Source organism: Anabaena sp. UHCC 0253, assembly GCF_009712085.1.
In the GTDB taxonomy this organism is placed as follows: Bacteria; Cyanobacteriota; Cyanobacteriia; order Cyanobacteriales; family Nostocaceae; genus Dolichospermum.
In genome coordinates this window covers 627,715-643,568 of record NZ_VILD01000003.1, presented here as the reverse complement: position 1 = coordinate 643,568, position 15,854 = coordinate 627,715, and the positions used below count along the sequence as shown (strand labels likewise).

At 36.4% G+C, this 15,854-nt stretch carries 11 protein-coding genes and 2 pseudogenes; 8 read left to right on the top strand and 5 right to left on the bottom strand.

The genetic code is table 11. The features are described from left to right. The 4 genes from FJR38_RS11065 to FJR38_RS11055 form a co-directional block, all read left to right on the top strand. A partial coding sequence (locus tag FJR38_RS11065) for a DUF6156 family protein (RefSeq protein ID WP_217360005.1) occupies nt 1-232 on the top strand: 232 nt, incomplete at its 5' end. 157 nt (nt 233-389) lie between these two features. After that, a complete protein-coding gene (locus FJR38_RS28995) occupies nt 390-512 on the top strand; it encodes a hypothetical protein (protein WP_256366793.1) in 123 nt (40 codons plus the stop codon). A 314-nt stretch (nt 513-826) separates the two neighbouring features. Next, nucleotides 827-5,017 (top strand): response regulator, encoded by a 4,191-nt coding sequence (locus tag FJR38_RS11060; protein ID WP_168494306.1) that lies wholly within the window; start codon nt 827-829, stop codon nt 5,015-5,017. A gap of 202 nt (nt 5,018-5,219) precedes the next feature. After that, nucleotides 5,220-5,594 (top strand): response regulator, encoded by a 375-nt coding sequence (locus tag FJR38_RS11055; protein WP_168494308.1) that lies wholly within the window; start codon nt 5,220-5,222, stop codon nt 5,592-5,594. Nucleotides 5,595-5,622: 28 nt separating this feature from the next. On the opposite strand, the gene FJR38_RS11050 is transcribed toward FJR38_RS11055, so the two are convergent. Genes FJR38_RS11050 through FJR38_RS11040 form a run of 3 tightly spaced genes read right to left on the bottom strand, consistent with a single transcriptional unit; the run spans nt 5,623 to nt 8,393 of the window. Continuing rightward, complete coding sequence (locus tag FJR38_RS11050) at nt 5,623-6,282, bottom strand: restriction endonuclease (RefSeq protein WP_168494310.1); 660 nt, start codon at nt 6,280-6,282, stop codon at nt 5,623-5,625. Between the two features lie 7 nt (nt 6,283-6,289). Further along, nucleotides 6,290-7,462: a DNA cytosine methyltransferase gene (locus FJR38_RS11045; protein ID WP_168494312.1), complete on the bottom strand. Its 1,173-nt coding sequence runs from the start codon at nt 7,460-7,462 to the stop codon at nt 6,290-6,292. Nucleotides 7,463-7,466: 4 nt separating this feature from the next. Next, nucleotides 7,467-8,393: a restriction endonuclease gene (locus FJR38_RS11040; RefSeq protein ID WP_254445252.1), complete on the bottom strand. Its 927-nt coding sequence runs from the start codon at nt 8,391-8,393 to the stop codon at nt 7,467-7,469. A 128-nt stretch (nt 8,394-8,521) separates the two neighbouring features. Between FJR38_RS11040 and FJR38_RS11035 the strand changes: the two genes are divergently transcribed. Then, nucleotides 8,522-9,148: a hypothetical protein gene (locus FJR38_RS11035; RefSeq protein ID WP_168494314.1), complete on the top strand. Its 627-nt coding sequence runs from the start codon at nt 8,522-8,524 to the stop codon at nt 9,146-9,148. Nucleotides 9,149-9,244: 96 nt separating this feature from the next. On the opposite strand, the gene aspS is transcribed toward FJR38_RS11035, so the two are convergent. Both aspS and FJR38_RS11025 read right to left on the bottom strand, forming a co-directional pair. Continuing rightward, nucleotides 9,245-11,032: an aspartate--tRNA ligase gene (gene aspS, locus FJR38_RS11030; RefSeq protein WP_168494316.1), complete on the bottom strand. Its 1,788-nt coding sequence runs from the start codon at nt 11,030-11,032 to the stop codon at nt 9,245-9,247. Nucleotides 11,033-11,215: 183 nt separating this feature from the next. Further along, on the bottom strand, nt 11,216-12,490 hold the full coding sequence (locus FJR38_RS11025) for a DUF4255 domain-containing protein (RefSeq protein ID WP_168494318.1): 1,275 nt from the start codon (nt 12,488-12,490) through the stop codon (nt 11,216-11,218). A 140-nt stretch (nt 12,491-12,630) separates the two neighbouring features. Here FJR38_RS11025 and FJR38_RS11020 point away from each other — a divergent pair, with 140 nt between their 5' ends. The 3 genes and pseudogenes from FJR38_RS11020 to FJR38_RS28435 form a co-directional block, all read left to right on the top strand. Then, nucleotides 12,631-13,071 (top strand): GPW/gp25 family protein, encoded by a 441-nt coding sequence (locus tag FJR38_RS11020; protein ID WP_168494320.1) that lies wholly within the window; start codon nt 12,631-12,633, stop codon nt 13,069-13,071. Nucleotides 13,072-13,162: 91 nt separating this feature from the next. Next, nucleotides 13,163-15,356: pseudogene (locus tag FJR38_RS11015) on the top strand (putative baseplate assembly protein). A gap of 147 nt (nt 15,357-15,503) precedes the next feature. Further along, a pseudogene (locus tag FJR38_RS28435) lies at nt 15,504-15,854 on the top strand (hypothetical protein); the annotation flags it as partial.

Below are 15,854 nucleotides of genomic sequence, written 5' to 3'. Positions count from 1 at the left end.
CTGTAGAACCTATTTCTCAAGAGGAAGCACAAAACGTCGGTCGTATTATGTGGGATACTACAACAGTAGTAAACAACTTGAACGGTTTGAAAAACACCTTGATGGTAAATTAGAGTGGCAAGATAAATATATCTATTGGGATAACGGAAAATTAAAAACCAGAAATATGATCAAAGCTGATGGTTCAGAAATAAATCAAAACTTTGATAGCAATGGAAATATTATCAAGTAGTCTGTGCTTGATATTTTTGGTAATATGAGCGATGCTTACAGCGGTTAAAGAGATCGCTCATCTTTAAATATGCTTGATGAAATAAGCGACAAAATGTCTGCCCAAATAGCTCAGAGAAAAGGAGATTTGGAATTATCCTGATGAAGTTAATTTAGAATTGATTGAGCGACAGTTAGAGTATTGGATAGATAATATGTATGTTTTAATAGTTCCAGAAAGAGCCGAACTATTGAGCCAAGAACAGGATGATATTTTTGTTGATGACATAAACGATGATTAATTAACAGTTCAGTCTTCAATAAGTAATATTATGGAAGTCAATAAATCATGTTAATGGATATTTTTGAAGCGATCGCCTGCCAGAATCTAGACAGCATTGCCAGTTGAGCAGATACAGCGGAAATATCATCGCTTAAACAATACTATAGCCAATTTTCCTAAATTAGGTCCAAAACCCAATAAAATCGTGACGATATCAATAGGCTTTCAGAGTTTTGGCAATAGTATAGTATTGATAAATGATAATTTATTTTACTCTTAATTCGTTGCCTTGGTTTCGACATTGAAAATTATTATACCAGGAAAGCATCAAAAATGAAGATATTAGTTGTCGAGGATGACGAATTAAACGCCTATGCACTAAGCGCCGTTCTTACTGACCAAAATTATGCAGTAGAAGTGGCTCATGATGGTGATACGGCTTGGGATTTAGTGGCAACTTACGATTATGACTTAATCCTATTGGATGTCATGTTACCAAAACTAGACGGCATTAGTCTCTGTCGGCAAATCCGTTCTAGCGGTAGACAAGTACCAATTTTATTATTAACAGGGTGCGATAGTAGCCACGAAAAAGCTACAGGCTTAGATGCTGGTGCAGATGACTATGTAGTTAAACCCTTTGATCAAGAAGAGTTAGTAGCACGGGTTAGAGCCTTATTACGTCGCGGTGGTGTCACCTCCCAACCTATCTTAGAATGGGGAAACTTAAAGTTAGATCCTAGTACCTGTGAAGCCACATATAACAACAATTTAATTTCACTTACTCCCAAAGAGTATGGACTTTTAGAACTATTTATGCGAAATCATCGCCGGGTATTTAGCTGTGGGATGATTTTAGAACATTTGTGGTCTTATGAAGATACACCAGGAGAAGAAGCAGTTCGCACCCATATCAAAGGTTTGCGAATGAAGTTGAGAACAGTGGGAGCATCTAGTGATTTAATAGAAACAGTTTATGGAATTGGGTATCGGCTCAAATCTCAGGAAGAAGAAGAGGAAAAAGTTGTCAATTCTCAAACTCTTACAGCTATTGCAGATATCTGGCAAAGATTTCGGGGACGAGTAGATAAACAAGTGCAAATTATAGAACAAGCTGTACAGAATCCAGAATTAAAACAGCAAGCTTATCAAGAAGCTCATACTTTAGCAGGATCATTAGGAACTTTTGGTTTAAATCTTGGTTCTGAATTAGCTAAAAAAATTGAGAAAATCCTCAAATCCAGTAAGGCTTTAACCACCAAAGAAACAAGCAAATTACAAAATTTAGTAGAATTACTTCGTCAAGAAATAGAAGGTAAAAATCAAGAAACAACACCGTCAATTACTACTGATTCGCGTCCTTTAGTTTTAGTTATTGCCAATGATGATGTTTTAGCAAAACAGTTAAAATCACAATCTGATAATTTTGGATTAAACCTGGTAATTACCACTAACATTAATGCAGCTAAGAATCAACTTGATCAACAAGTTCCCCAAGTCATCTTCATTGATCCTAGCCTTAATTATCATCTCAAAGAAAGTGAAACTTTCTTAGTTGAGATACAGAAATGTTATCCCCCAATCCCTATAGTAATTTTTAGCGAAAATATTGATTTTTATAACCAATTACAACTTAATAAATCGGGAAAATATACTTTTTTACAAAAACCCAAATCAGTAAATCAGGTATTAGCAAATATTAAGGAATTAGTAGATAATACAGCCTATGCCGAAGCAAAGATATTAGTAGTAGATGATGATTCGCAAATTTTAGAATTATTACAAACATTACTGACTCCTTGGGGAATGAAGATTATTCCCCTCAACGATTCCCGACAGTTTTGGACAACCTGGAAAAGTGAAAAGCCAGATATGCTGATTCTGGATGTAGAAATGCCGGATATTAATGGTATTGAATTGTGCCAAATGATCCGCAATAATCACCAAGAGATTGAATTGCCGATTTTGTTTTTGACTGTTCATAATGATGCGGAAATAGTCAATCAAGTGTTTAGTGCTGGTGCTGATGATTTCGTGAGTAAACCTATTATTGGAGCAGAATTAGTTACCAGAATTATCAACCGTTTAGAGCGAGTGAAACTCAGACAGAAAATCAACCAAAATTATCATCAACAACTTGCAAAACAAGAAAAACAAACACAATCTATCAAGGAAACCTATCATCAATTATTAGAAGTTTATCCAGAAGCTATTTTTATTGAAAGTGAAGGAGAATTTGTTTTTTTAAATAGTGCCGCAGTCCAACTTTTTGGTTTGATTAAAGATGAGGATTTAATCGGTAAACCAATTCTTGATTTTATACATCCTCATTCACAAGCAGGATTTAGGGAAAAGCTGCAAAAAATAACAACAAATAAACAGTCAATTCCTTTACATGAAGTCCAGTTTTTAAAAGAAAATGGTAATGTTATTTATGTGGAAATTGTGATTGCTGCTTTGATTTATCAGGGAAAACCTGCAACGCAAATTGTCGCGCGGAATATTACGCGACGGAAGCAGACAGAATTAGCTCTACAAAAGGCTAATAATGAATTAGAATTGCGAGTAGCGGAACGTACTGGAGAGTTAGTTAGAGTTAATCACCAATTACAAACTGAATTAGATGAAAGAAAACAGACACAGGAAGCTTTGCGAATTTCTCAAACTCGATTTGAAGGTATTTTAAGTATTGCTGATGATGCGATTATTTCTATTGATAGTAGTCAAGGGATTACTTTATTTAATCAAGGTGCAGAGAAGATGTTTGGTTATTCTGCTGAGGAAGTGTTAGGGAAACCTTTGGATATACTGCTTCCTATGCGGTTTGCTGATGCTCATCGTCGTCATGTTAATGATTTTGGTCAAGCTCCCAGTTTAGCCCGACGCATGGGGGAAAGACAAGAAATATTTGGTTGTAAAAAAGATGGTACAGAGTTTCCCGCAGAAGCTTCTATTTCTAAATTAGATATAGGTGATGAATGTATTTATACTGTCATTCTCAGAGATATTACAGAACGTCGCCAGATTGAACGCATGAAGGATGAGTTTGTATCTGTTGTCAGTCATGAACTCCGCACTCCTCTCACTTCCATTCATGGTTCTTTGGGAATGTTGACGAGTGGTTTATTACCTACGGATTCAGAGCAGGGTAAACGCTTATTACAAATTGCTACAGATAGTACGGAGCGGTTGGTAAGACTGATTAACGATATTCTCGATATTGAGCGGATTGAGTCGGGTAAGGTGAAAATGGAAAAAGAAATCTGCTATTTGGAAGATTTAATTAATTCAGCCTTAAATGTGATGCAGTCTTTAGCAGATAAAGCTAATGTAAATTTAGCTATTTCTAGTGTCCCTGTGCAATTATGGGCTGATCCAGATCGCATTGTCCAAACTTTAACTAATTTATTGAGTAATGCCATTAAATTTTCACCCCCTGGTTCTACGGTATGGTTAATAGCTACAAAGCAAAATAATGAAGTTTTATTAACTGTTAAAGATACTGGTAGAGGAATTCCAGATAATAAATTAAATAGCATTTTTGAGCGATTCCAACAGGTAGATTCTTCAGATTCACGTAATCATGATGGAACTGGTTTAGGTTTAGCAATTTGCAAAAGTATAGTTTTGCAACATGACGGCTCTATTTGGGTAGAAAGTGTGGTAGGAAAAGGTAGTAGTTTCTATTTTACTTTACCTATTTTGGCAGATATCCAAAGTAGGGAATTAGCAAATTTAGATGACTATGAATCAGAAATAATTATTGAAAATAATCCTCTGGTTTTAGTTTGTGATGATGATGCAGTAATTAGAAATGAATTAGCACAATTGCTAAAAAAAGGTGGATATCGCGTAGTGACAGTTGCAACAGGTGAAGAAGCGATCGCTTCCGCAACAAATGAACATCCAGATATCATTTTATTAGACCTAATGATGCCGGGGATGAATGGTTGGGAAACAATGGCATTTTTAAAAAAACGGAAAGATACTCAGGATATACCTATTGTCATTTGTAGTGTGTATCAACCAAATGATCATCATCCATCCCATCCTGATTTTGTTGATTGGTTAAGTAAACCCGTGCAGGAAAAATCACTATTATCTTCTTTACAAAAAATAGTGTCTGAATCTTCCAGAAAAGTGAGAATTTTAATTGTTGAAGACGATCATGATCTGGCAGAATTATTAGTGACAGTATTTGCAAGACATGATATTGAAACCTTGGTTGCCAAAACTGGTAGGGAAGCAATTCACTTTAGTCAACGAGTCAATCCTGACTTAATTATTCTAGATCTGATCTTGCCAGAAAGTGATGGATTTACAGTAGTAGATTGGTTAAAACAACATAATCAACTTTATAATATTCCTGTAGTTGTTTATTCAGCTAAAGATTTAGACGAATCAGAACGTCATCGTCTTAAATTAGGACATACAGAATTTTTAACCAAAGGGAGAGTCACAACTAATGAATTTGAACAAAGAGTAATGGATTTATTACAAAGGATTACTCATCGTAACTCGTAATGAAGTAGGTGGGCGTTAAAAATTGTCGTTGGGGCAAGGGAACAGGGAACAGGGAACAGGGAACAGGAAGAGAGTTTTGAGCGATTTTACTTTTCTTCACATACCTTTAAATTTTTCTGTTCACCTACTTAAATCTTCCTGTATTTCCTTCTTTCTTTGCGCGAAAAAAAGTTACATTTTCTAAATACATCAGGTACTAACAATGACAAAAAAACGAATTTTGGTAGTTGATAATGAAGAGTATATACAAGAAGTAGCAAAAATTTGTTTAGAAACTGTAGCAGGTTGGGAAGTTTTCACAGCTAGTTCTGGAAAAGAAGGAATAGCACAAGCTGAAAATCATCAACCGGATGCTATTTTACTTGATGTAATGATGCCAGATATGGATGGATTAACTGCTTTTGAAAACTTACAAGCTAATCCCCTCACCAAAGAAATTCCGGTAATTTTATTAACTGCAAAAATCCAAGTTGCTGATCGTCGTCGTTATGCTAAATTAGGAATAAAAAGTGCGATCGCTAAACCATTTAATTCCTTAGAATTAGCTGGACAAGTAGCAGCAGCTTTGAACTGGTAATTAATTGATCAGACTTTAATTGAGATTTTTACACTAATAAATTTTCTATCCCTGTTGTTGTTCCTGCTGTAGAAACTTGTATAACTCTGCTATATTGCAAACGCCATTGTAAAGCGTTGGAAATTGTCAGGTAGCCTATTTTTGGAGGTGATTGCAAAATTTTTACTGCTAATGCTTCGCGTCCAATTTCATCTAAAGGAAAATTGCGTTCTTCTAAAAAAGCTATCACATCGTCTTTATTGCCATTGCGGCGGATAATTTCAATTATTCCATAAGTAGATTGATAATCTCCCGTTTGTTCTTTAGCTACAAAAACGACATGATTAAATTTTAAATTAGCTGTTAAAGAAGTATGCTCATCAACTTTTTCATAGGCAAATATTAATAAATTATATCCTAAACCATAGATTTTTTGACTAGCATTTCTAAACGGACAGGAAGACTGAGGTTGTTTAATTGATGTTACTTTTAAATCTACTTCTAGTCCCGGAAAATCTATACCTAACGCAGCACTACCAAGGGTATATTCATATCTTGAAGACAAATATTGATTAAAAGTAGACTCAACATAAGTTCCAACTGCTTTACCATCTGTAACTCCATATAGATTATGAATTTGTGTTACACTTAATTCTGAGCAAAAATTACGTGCTGCCGTTTTTAAAGATTCTAGTGTTAGTAGTTCCATTTTAAAATTAAATAGCCAAACTTAATTGTTGCCAAGAAGATTTAGTAAATTCAATATTGCTTTTACCAATTCTTTGACATACCCATTCTACACAAGCAGGAACAATTGCATTACCAAATAAAGCATATTGATCATAAATTCTAGCAATCCGACACCAATCATCAGGAAACCCCATCAATCTCGCATATTCAACATTAGTTAAACGCCGAAATTTATCACATATTTGATAACGTTCATAATGTCTTGATGTAGAAGCAGTTAAAGTTGATGCAATTCCATTAACTCCAAATATTGTATAACCTAATCTTGCGCCTCCATCCTGATTATATAATAATTCCACACCTTGACAATAACGATTTACTGCCTTACTTTGCTTAATTCGTTCTAAAGTATCAGATGTAAAATCAAATTGAGCATCTACTATTAAATCATCTTGGAGAATATCTTTTAATTTTTGTCTAGGTTTGATATCCGGTAAAGTAGGAAGATTCAAAGTTAACATTTTATTTTTATAAGCAATTCCCCAATTGTAATTCTTACCTTTATTTGCAACTATAGGCATCATATCTTTTTCTATTAATATTTCTATATTTTCTAAATCAATTAAATCTGGTTGAGTTAAGAAAACCGATGTATTTTGTAAAAATTGAGAATTTATATTAACTGAATTTAACTTAGTTCCGAAAATAAAAATTCTGTCTCTATTTTGAGGAATACCAAAGCTAATAGGACTAATGATTCTCCATTCTATAAAATAATCTAATTCAGAAAGTGCATTTAAAATAACTCGAAAATGATAGCCATTTTCCATTGTTAAAAGTCTTTTAACATTTTCCAAGAAAAAATATTGAGGTTGTTTTTCAACTATAATTTCTACAATACGCTCAAACAAAGTGCCTCTAACACTATCTCTCACACCCATTTTCTTACCAGCAGGACTAAATGGTTGACAAGGGAAACCAGCAGTTAAAATATCATGATTGGGTATATCTGATATAGAAATTTTGTTGATATCTCCTAAAACTATAGAATCTTTACCAAAATTACTTTCATAAACTTGACAACTCAATTCATTAATATCATTAGCCCATATAGTTTCAATATTGGCATTTTCTAAACCCAAGCGAAACCCACCGATACCAGCAAATAATTCTACAGCTTTAAAATTGTTTATTTTCATCTGATCATTCATCTGTAAAATAGTCAGAATCTATTTTTTTAATCTCGTAAATAGAGACGGTGGAAACTCCTACCTGATTATCAATCATTAGTTGGGCTAATTCCTGTCCATCTACTAATACAATCTTACTATCTATAATAGATACATATTCTCTAGCTTCTTGGGAGAATCTAGAAGTAGTTATAAAAACACCTTTTCTAGCTCTTTGTCCATGTAAAGCACCGACAAACTTTTGAATTTCTGGTCTACCGACAACAGTATTATCCCATTTTTTAGCTTGAATATAAACAATATCTAAACCTAATTTATCTTCCTTAATGATACCATCAATTCCCCCATCTCCACTTTTACCAATAGCTCTTCCAGCATCACGTCTTGAGCCACCATAACCCATTTTCACGAGTAAATCTACCACTAATCGTTCAAAAAAATCAGGTGAACAACTTTTCACACGGTTAAGTAACTCTAACTCTAGTTCCTTTCTAATTTTCTGATATCCAAACTCTATAGATTCGTGAGGTGTAGTTTCCGATATTTCTGGAATTTCTGGTTCTGATTTATCATTATCTTTCTTAGAATTTAGAAACTCTATATGTTCTGAAAACTGATTAAGGAACTTGATATTAATTTTACTTGGATTTTGAATTAATACATCCTTACCTCTATCAGTAATTTGAAAAAATCCTCTTTTGGGATATTCCAATAAAACAGCTTTTTTCAAATGAGTTCTAGCCCATCCTACACGATTATCAAAAACAGTTTGTTGTCCACTGGGTAATAACCCCTTTTTTTCCTCATCACTTAAATTAAATATATCAGCTAAAAATGTAACAGCATCTCTCAAAGAATGTTCCTTACCATCACTTGCATATTGCAACAAAGGAAGCATAATAGATTGAAAATCAGGAATAGTCACTTTTGTAGAAATCAATAAATCAATGTATTATTTTTTATACCATACTCTTGGATTCTTTTGCAGTATTTTTACATCACTGCGCCAAAAAAATATATTATAATAAATATAAAAGATAAAAAACTTACAACATAATTTATAAATTTATGACTAAATCACATCGTCCTCCAATTATTAAACCTGATGAAACATACACATTTCGTAAGTATTTTGAGTTAAGGTTTGCACCTGCGGATATTTTACAAGAACTAGGAGTTAATTTAATTAGAGGAACAATTGATTGGCCAATAAGTATCAATCAAATATCTCGATTAGTTGATCTCAAAGAACGATTAGAAGAAGCAATTCAAAGAGTTAGTTTAACAAGCGAAACTGCAAGAAGAGAAGTTTTAATTGCACCAATTCTCTTAGAAGTTGCACATATTACTGAGTCCAAAATTAATATTGAATATCCCATAGAAATAAATCAATTTTTGCGGGGTGATTTAGATTATTACCTACAATCTCAACATCAGGTTTTAGTTGTCGAAGCAAAGCACGCAGATTTAACGAGAGGATTTACTCAACTAGCAGTTGAATTAATTGCTTTAGATCAATGGGTTGAAGGAGATGAACCAATATTATATGGTGCTGTCACAACTGGAGATATTTGGCAATTTGGAAGTTTTCAACGAGAGAATAAACTAATAACTCAGGATTTAATGTTATATCGAGTTCCGACTGATTTAGAAATATTAATGCAAATTTTAGTAGGGATTCTTACCCAAAATTAATAAATATAATTTTCTAACTTCTTCCTTTGCGCCTTTGCATGAGAATTTCATTAAATTAAACCCCCCTGCGAAAAAAGCAGAGGGAATAATTAAACCTTAAACCTTAGGTTTAAAAGTCGAAGCAACGTGCAGTTCCTTCAATTGTTTTGCGTCTACAGTTGAAGGAGCATCTGTTAACAAACAACGAGCTTGTTGAGTCTTGGGAAAAGCAATCACATCACGAATTGATTCTTCTCCAGATAACAACATTACCAAACGATCTACACCGTAAGCAATACCGCCATGAGGAGGAGTACCATACTCAAAAGCTTCCAACAAAAAGCCAAATTTACTTTGTGCTTCTTCGGTGGATAAACCAATAGCTGAAAACACCTGTTCTTGAACTTCTCGCTGATAAATTCGCAAACTTCCACCACCAACTTCAAAACCATTCAAAACTAAATCATAAGCTTGAGCGCGGGCGGTTTTTAAATCATTGATATCATCAGGATGAGGTGCTGTAAATGGGTGGTGTAATGCTTCCAGACGTTTTTCATCTGCATTCCATTCAAACATCGGGAATTCTGTCACCCAAAGCAAGTTAATTTTATCTTTTGCAATTAACTTAAATTCCTTAGCCACAAATTGGCGAATTCTGTCTAAAGTTTTATTCACAGTTCCCGTATCAGCAGCCGCAAATAATAACAAATGACCAGCTTTTGCACCTGTTCTTGTGAGAATTTCCTGCTTTTGTTCCGGTGTCAAATTATCTTTAATTGCGCCAATGGTGTCAAGTTCGCCATTTTCCCGAACGCGGATATATGCTAAACCTTTCGCACCAGCTTCTGCGGCTTCTCGGAAAATATCGCCACCTGGTTTAATGCGAACATTAGAAATTGCATCGTTACCATTAGGAATGGGGAGAATTTTAACGATACCACCGTTAGCAACAGCTTCTCGAAAAACTTTAAAACCAGAATCTTTTAAAACGTCGGAAACATCAACTAATTCTAAACCGTAACGGGTATCAGGTTTATCACTTCCATATTTCGCCATTGCTTCCGCGTAAGGAAGACGAGGAAAAGGACGCGGTAAATCAATTCCTTTTACAGTTTTGAAAATATGACAAACTAACTTTTCATTAAGTTCAAGAATTTCATCTTCAGACAGGAAACTCATTTCCATATCTAATTGTGTAAATTCCGGTTGTCTATCTGCACGTAAATCTTCATCCCGGAAACATCGCGCCACTTGATAGTATCTATCCATTCCCGATACCATCAATAATTGCTTGAAGAGTTGGGGTGATTGAGGTAAAGCAAACCATTCACCTTCATTAACGCGACTGGGAAGAATATAATCTCGCGCACCTTCAGGAGTCGAACGGGTGAGAATGGGGGTTTCGACTTCGATAAAACCCTCTAAGTCTTCCAGGTAGCGCCGCATGGCTTTGATGACTTGATGACGCAATTGCATATTTTGCGCCATACGTTCCCGCCGTAAGTCCAAATAACGATATTTTAACCGCAAGTCTTCCCTGACTGTTTCCGTGTCTGCGGTGGAGACTTGGAAAGGTAACTGTTTGCGGACAGCGTTGAGCAGTTTGATATGATCAGCGTAGATTTCGACTTCGCCAGTGGGAATCCGGTTATTTAGGGATTCTGGGGGACGTTGGGTGACTCTACCAGTAATTTCCACAACGTATTCGTTTCGGAGCGCGTTAGCCTGTTCATAGGAGTCTGGGGTGCGCTGGGGGTCGCTAACGATTTGGACAATACCAGAGCGATCGCGCAAATCTAAGAATATCACACCACCGTGATCGCGGCGACGGTCTACCCATCCGTAAAAGGTAACAGTTTCACCAATATGTTCTTTTCGGAGTTCGCCGCAATAGTGAGTTCGCATAGTTGTTAGTTTTTTGGTTCCGGGCTAGGTTAGGTAAATGTCAAGGCTTTCCCATTATCTAGCATCAACAGTAATTGTAGTTGTTTTAGTTCTGGGAAAATCAGCAAAAATGGCAAACTGGCTATTTTCAGGTGGTTAGAACCGCACCAGCACAAATAAACTCTGCTTCTATGGGTTAAAATCTCAAGCAATTAAGAGTTTGGGACTGATATAAAAGTTAAAAGTAGGACTTTCTGGATTAGTATCAATATCTAATTGACTTTCAGCCCCATCTACGATTAAGCGGACTAGATATTCTCCAGGTTTGATTTTATCAATGGGGATAGTAATTTCATTGGTATCAGATTGACATTTTAGAGCATCAAATAAATAGGCTGAGGGACTTTCTACCGACCATTCATTGAGAGCTAAAACTATCCGTTGGTTTTTGCCAATCATTAAGTTTACCTGAACTAATACATCAACATAATAAGAACCATCATTGTTTTCGCTGAGATTGGATGTTCTTACACTTGTGACAGTTGGACGTAAGACAAATGGTGCAACATTAGATTCAATATTATTATAATTAAAAGAGTCTTTTATATTTGCAGTTGCAGAAGTTTGATGAATTATCTGTAAACTTTGCACTCCAGCTTTTAATGCAGTTATGGGGACAAGAGATAAAGGAAATAATATTTGTCCGGCGCTCAATTCTGGGGGAGTAACTTCTATGCCTCCAATTCTAACTTTAGTGATATCACCTTTCAAATTTTTGCCCTTAATCAGTAATGTACTATTAGTTAATATTGGTTCTAAAGTTCCTGATTGAGAGCTAATTTTTTCAATAGTTGGTTGATTAGGAAATGGTGCTATGCCACCCCAGCTAGAACCACGTACAGGTAAGGCTCTTTGTGATGGATCTTTGCCATCAATTAATACTACTAGGACTTTGTAAACAACAGAGAGAATATAGGGAGCTTGAAAAAATCCTGACCAAGCTTTAGAAAGATCCTCCAAATTGACATCAAAAGGAGTAATGTTAATTTGTTGGGCTTGATCTGCTAAATCAGAATCTCTTAAAAAAGAGTAATTAGGATCTGCTAAAGTTTCCCGAATCATTTCCGGGGTAACAATGGCTTTATCATTGAGAGTTCGGACGACACTGCCTAAAATCCGCTGGGGTTCTAGTTCAGTTTCATTTCCATAAAAACTTAACATATAATACAAGTCCAGGGCGGCTTGACGCTTACTGGGATTGCCTTTAGAACGCATGGGAGTGGCATCAATATTATTTAAGGCTGGGTTGGAGAGGATCTGATAGAGGAAGATATTAACACCGCTTTCAGAGGGTCCACCACCTAAATTAGTGGGTTTTACTGTCGTTACTCTCGCACCATATACGTCTGTTTGGACAGCATCTTGTAAAGTTCTTTGTAGGGTAGCAGTGACAGTAGCGATCGCTAGATAGTTACTCATATTAGTTTTTTAGGCATTTAGTAATGCCGCAATCTTAATATATCTCTACGATTTGTGAGTATACTTAGATTAAATTTTTTACAAATGACTTCAGATTGCTATATAAATGATCTTAGCTTTTCTATTTGGACTTTCTTGCCATGCCGGAAGTTACTAATGAGCAACATCATGATTATATAGGTAAAGGGTTCTCCTTTCCTCTCCGGGTTAATGTTCAATCTAACCTCCTTCTCAGTGGAAATACCCATAATATTGAGGAATCAATCAGGATTATTTTGGGGACAAAACTGGGTGAACGGGTATACAGACCAGATTTTGGTTCTCGTTTAGATGAGCTTGTGTTTGCACCAATGAACACCGAGACTCTATTATTGATTCGCTTATATGTAACCGAAGCTCTAGAACGATGGGAACCCCGGATCATCCTGAATAACGTATATGTAGAGGTAGCATCATCTATGTTAACCAAAAAGTCTGATCCTAATCAGGGAAAGTTAAATATTATTATTCAATACACTCCCAAAAATTACCACGATTCTAAAAGTTTAGTTTATCAGTTTGCTTTGCAACCAATTAGTTAAAAAAATGAATTCGCAAGTTGAAAAAGAATCTTTTGATAGCTATAAACTGTCAAGTTCATGCTTTGTAATTCACAATTAATATTAATTATTTATGAGTAGAGAATTTAGTTTTTTACCGGAACTGCCAAAACCCAAATTAGATGATCGGGAATTTAAAGACTTAGTAGATGAATGTAAGTTGAGAATTCCGCGTTATTGTCCAGAATGGACTAATTATAATCCCAGTGATCCAGGGGTGACACTGATTGAACTATTTGCGTGGCTAACCGAGCAAATGTTGCTGCGTTTTAATGAAGTTCCGCGTCTTAATTATGTGACGTTTCTGGAATTATTGGGAATTAGTCTGCAAGCTCCCACACCTGCTAAATGTGAGGTGACATTTTATTTAAGTACCTCTTTACCAGAACCACAAAATATTTTAGCGGGGACAGAAGTAGCGACAGAACGGACAGAAAATGAAGAAGCAATTATTTTTGCCACCGATAAAAATCTAGTAGTTACTCAACCAGAAATTAAACATCTTTTAACCGCTACAGAAACACAGTTAACGCCCCAAGTTTTACGTGATCCTTTTAGTAGTCATTGGCGGAAAGAACAGAATGGAGAATGGGCAGGGAGTAGAGCTACAAATCTGTTTGCAGAACAACCCCAAGAGGGAAATTGTTTCTATATAGCATTAGAGCCAAATGAAATAGAGGGTAATGTTATTGTCTTGACAATTAAAGCGTCAGCAGCTACTTCCACAGGTATCAGTCCCGAAAATCCCCCCCCGTCAATGGGAAGCATGGAATGGGGAAAAATGGGAATCTATTTTACTCAAGGCAACTGATGATGCAACAGAGGGATTTAGTTTTAGTAGATTTGAAAAAGAAGGTGGTGTTCCCAGTGAAACTGGGGCAGATATTACTTTGCATTTACCATTAAATTTACCAGTCACTAATTTTGCTACATATCAAGGACGCTGGCTGCGTTGTAGCTATACGAAACAAGGTAAACCAAACCAAGATGGTTATGCTAGTTCACCTCGGATTACCGCGATCGCTGTGCGGTCAATTGGTGGTAGTGTCAAAGCTACTCAATCCACTCGCATTGAAAATGAGATTTTAGGAGAAAGTGACGGGAATCCTGGACAAAGTTTTTACTTACAACGCACCCCAATTTTACCCAGAAAAAAAGAAAATGAATATATTCAAGTAACAACACCAGGGGGAATCACTGAAAACTGGCAAGAAGTGGAAAATTTTGGCGATTCGGGAGAAAATGACCCCCATTACACAATTGATTCGATTACTGGTAGGGTGCAATTTGGTCCGCTGATTCGAGAACCTGCTCAAATTAAGGAATCAACTCAACTGCGTCAGCGGCTGCAAGGGAGCATGGCGGCAAGAGGAATTGAGCCAGAAGAGTCACAAAAACGCCAATACGGTCAAGTTCCCCCCAGAGGATCAACTATTAAGATCGTCGCCTACCGGACTGGAGGCGGAAAAACAGGCAATGTAGAAAAAGGCACAATCAAGATTGTCAAGACCGCCGTTCCCTATATAGACAGAGTAGAAAATCATAAACCAGCCCGTGGTGGTAATGATGCTGAATCTTTAGATGCTGCGGTGATTAGAGTTCCCCAACTACTCCGTACTCCTAACCGGGCTGTGACAGCAGAAGACTTTGAAACCCTAGCCATGAGAGTGGCTGGTGGTGCTATTCTCCGCGCTCGCTGTTTGCAACCCCATGAATCTGGTGCTGAAGCAGGAACTGTCCGCTTACTATTAGTTCCTAACCCTAATCAGGAAGATATTGAACAGGGTATTGCTCCAGATCGGTTTCACCTCACTCCTGATTTACAAGCAGAAATCAAAGCCTATTTAGATGAACGGCGATTATTAGGGGTGAAAGTAATATATAGTCAACCCGAATATATAGGAGTATCGGTACAAACTCAGGTAGCTTTAGAGCCAGGATTGACAGCTTTTAAAAAGGAGGAACTGAAGCAGCAATTACTAATTGCTCTCTACCGCTTCCTGAATCCTATTAGTGGCGGTTTTGATGGTAAAGGTTGGCCTTTTAATCGTGCTGTTTATAATTCGGATATTATCAAATTAATCCAAACTATTCGCGGTGTACAACATATAGGGACAATTAAATTATATGCCATCCGTTTTAATCCCAGATCATTAAGATGGGAACGTTCAGAACCCCGCACGGAAATTAATCTCGGACCTTTGGGATTAATCTGTTCTTGGCATAGTCCTGAGTTGGATTCTGGACACAAAATCTATGTTGATTAAGTAGGGGCGAAGCATTCGGAAAATAAACTTGGGAAAAACCGATAATTTATCGCCCGAATGCTTCGCCCTTACACTGAATGCTTGTGAAAAAATCTCATGACTGGGGATATTTGAACGAGAAAAAATGCTGTTTTGGAGATATTGATTATGACTGTAGCCAGCGATCGCCAATACCTCAATCTGCAACTGATACCAATGAGAATATCAGAAGCAGCCTTAGAGCCAATTAACATTGATGCTAGTCCCCAAATAGGGGGAGCAACAATAGCCACGGCTTTATCCGGTACAGAAGGTCACAGGATTAAACAGCTAGTTCTCTACCCAGGAGAACCTAGTGAAATGTTAATCAAATTAGAAAATCTGGGTCAAAAATATATCTATTTTCAGGAAATCAATATTGAAACCAACCTTCCCGCCGATTGGTATACTTTACAGGTTGAAAATCATCAAATTGCCCCAGGTAACAAAATGGAGGCTGCTCTGGTTGGCCACATTCCC

Coding starts and splice junctions, on each gene's coding strand:
- FJR38_RS11055 (WP_168494308.1), top strand. CDS start 5,220: ATGACAAAAAAACGAATTTTGGTAGTTGATAATGAAGAGTATATACAA.
- FJR38_RS11035 (WP_168494314.1), top strand. CDS start 8,522: ATGACTAAATCACATCGTCCTCCAATTATTAAACCTGATGAAACATAC.
- FJR38_RS11025 (WP_168494318.1), bottom strand. CDS start 12,490: ATGAGTAACTATCTAGCGATCGCTACTGTCACTGCTACCCTACAAAGA.
- FJR38_RS11050 (WP_168494310.1), bottom strand. CDS start 6,282: ATGGAACTACTAACACTAGAATCTTTAAAAACGGCAGCACGTAATTTT.
- FJR38_RS11060 (WP_168494306.1), top strand. CDS start 827: ATGAAGATATTAGTTGTCGAGGATGACGAATTAAACGCCTATGCACTA.
- FJR38_RS11045 (WP_168494312.1), bottom strand. CDS start 7,462: ATGAAAATAAACAATTTTAAAGCTGTAGAATTATTTGCTGGTATCGGT.
- aspS (WP_168494316.1), bottom strand. CDS start 11,032: ATGCGAACTCACTATTGCGGCGAACTCCGAAAAGAACATATTGGTGAA.
- FJR38_RS11020 (WP_168494320.1), top strand. CDS start 12,631: ATGCCGGAAGTTACTAATGAGCAACATCATGATTATATAGGTAAAGGG.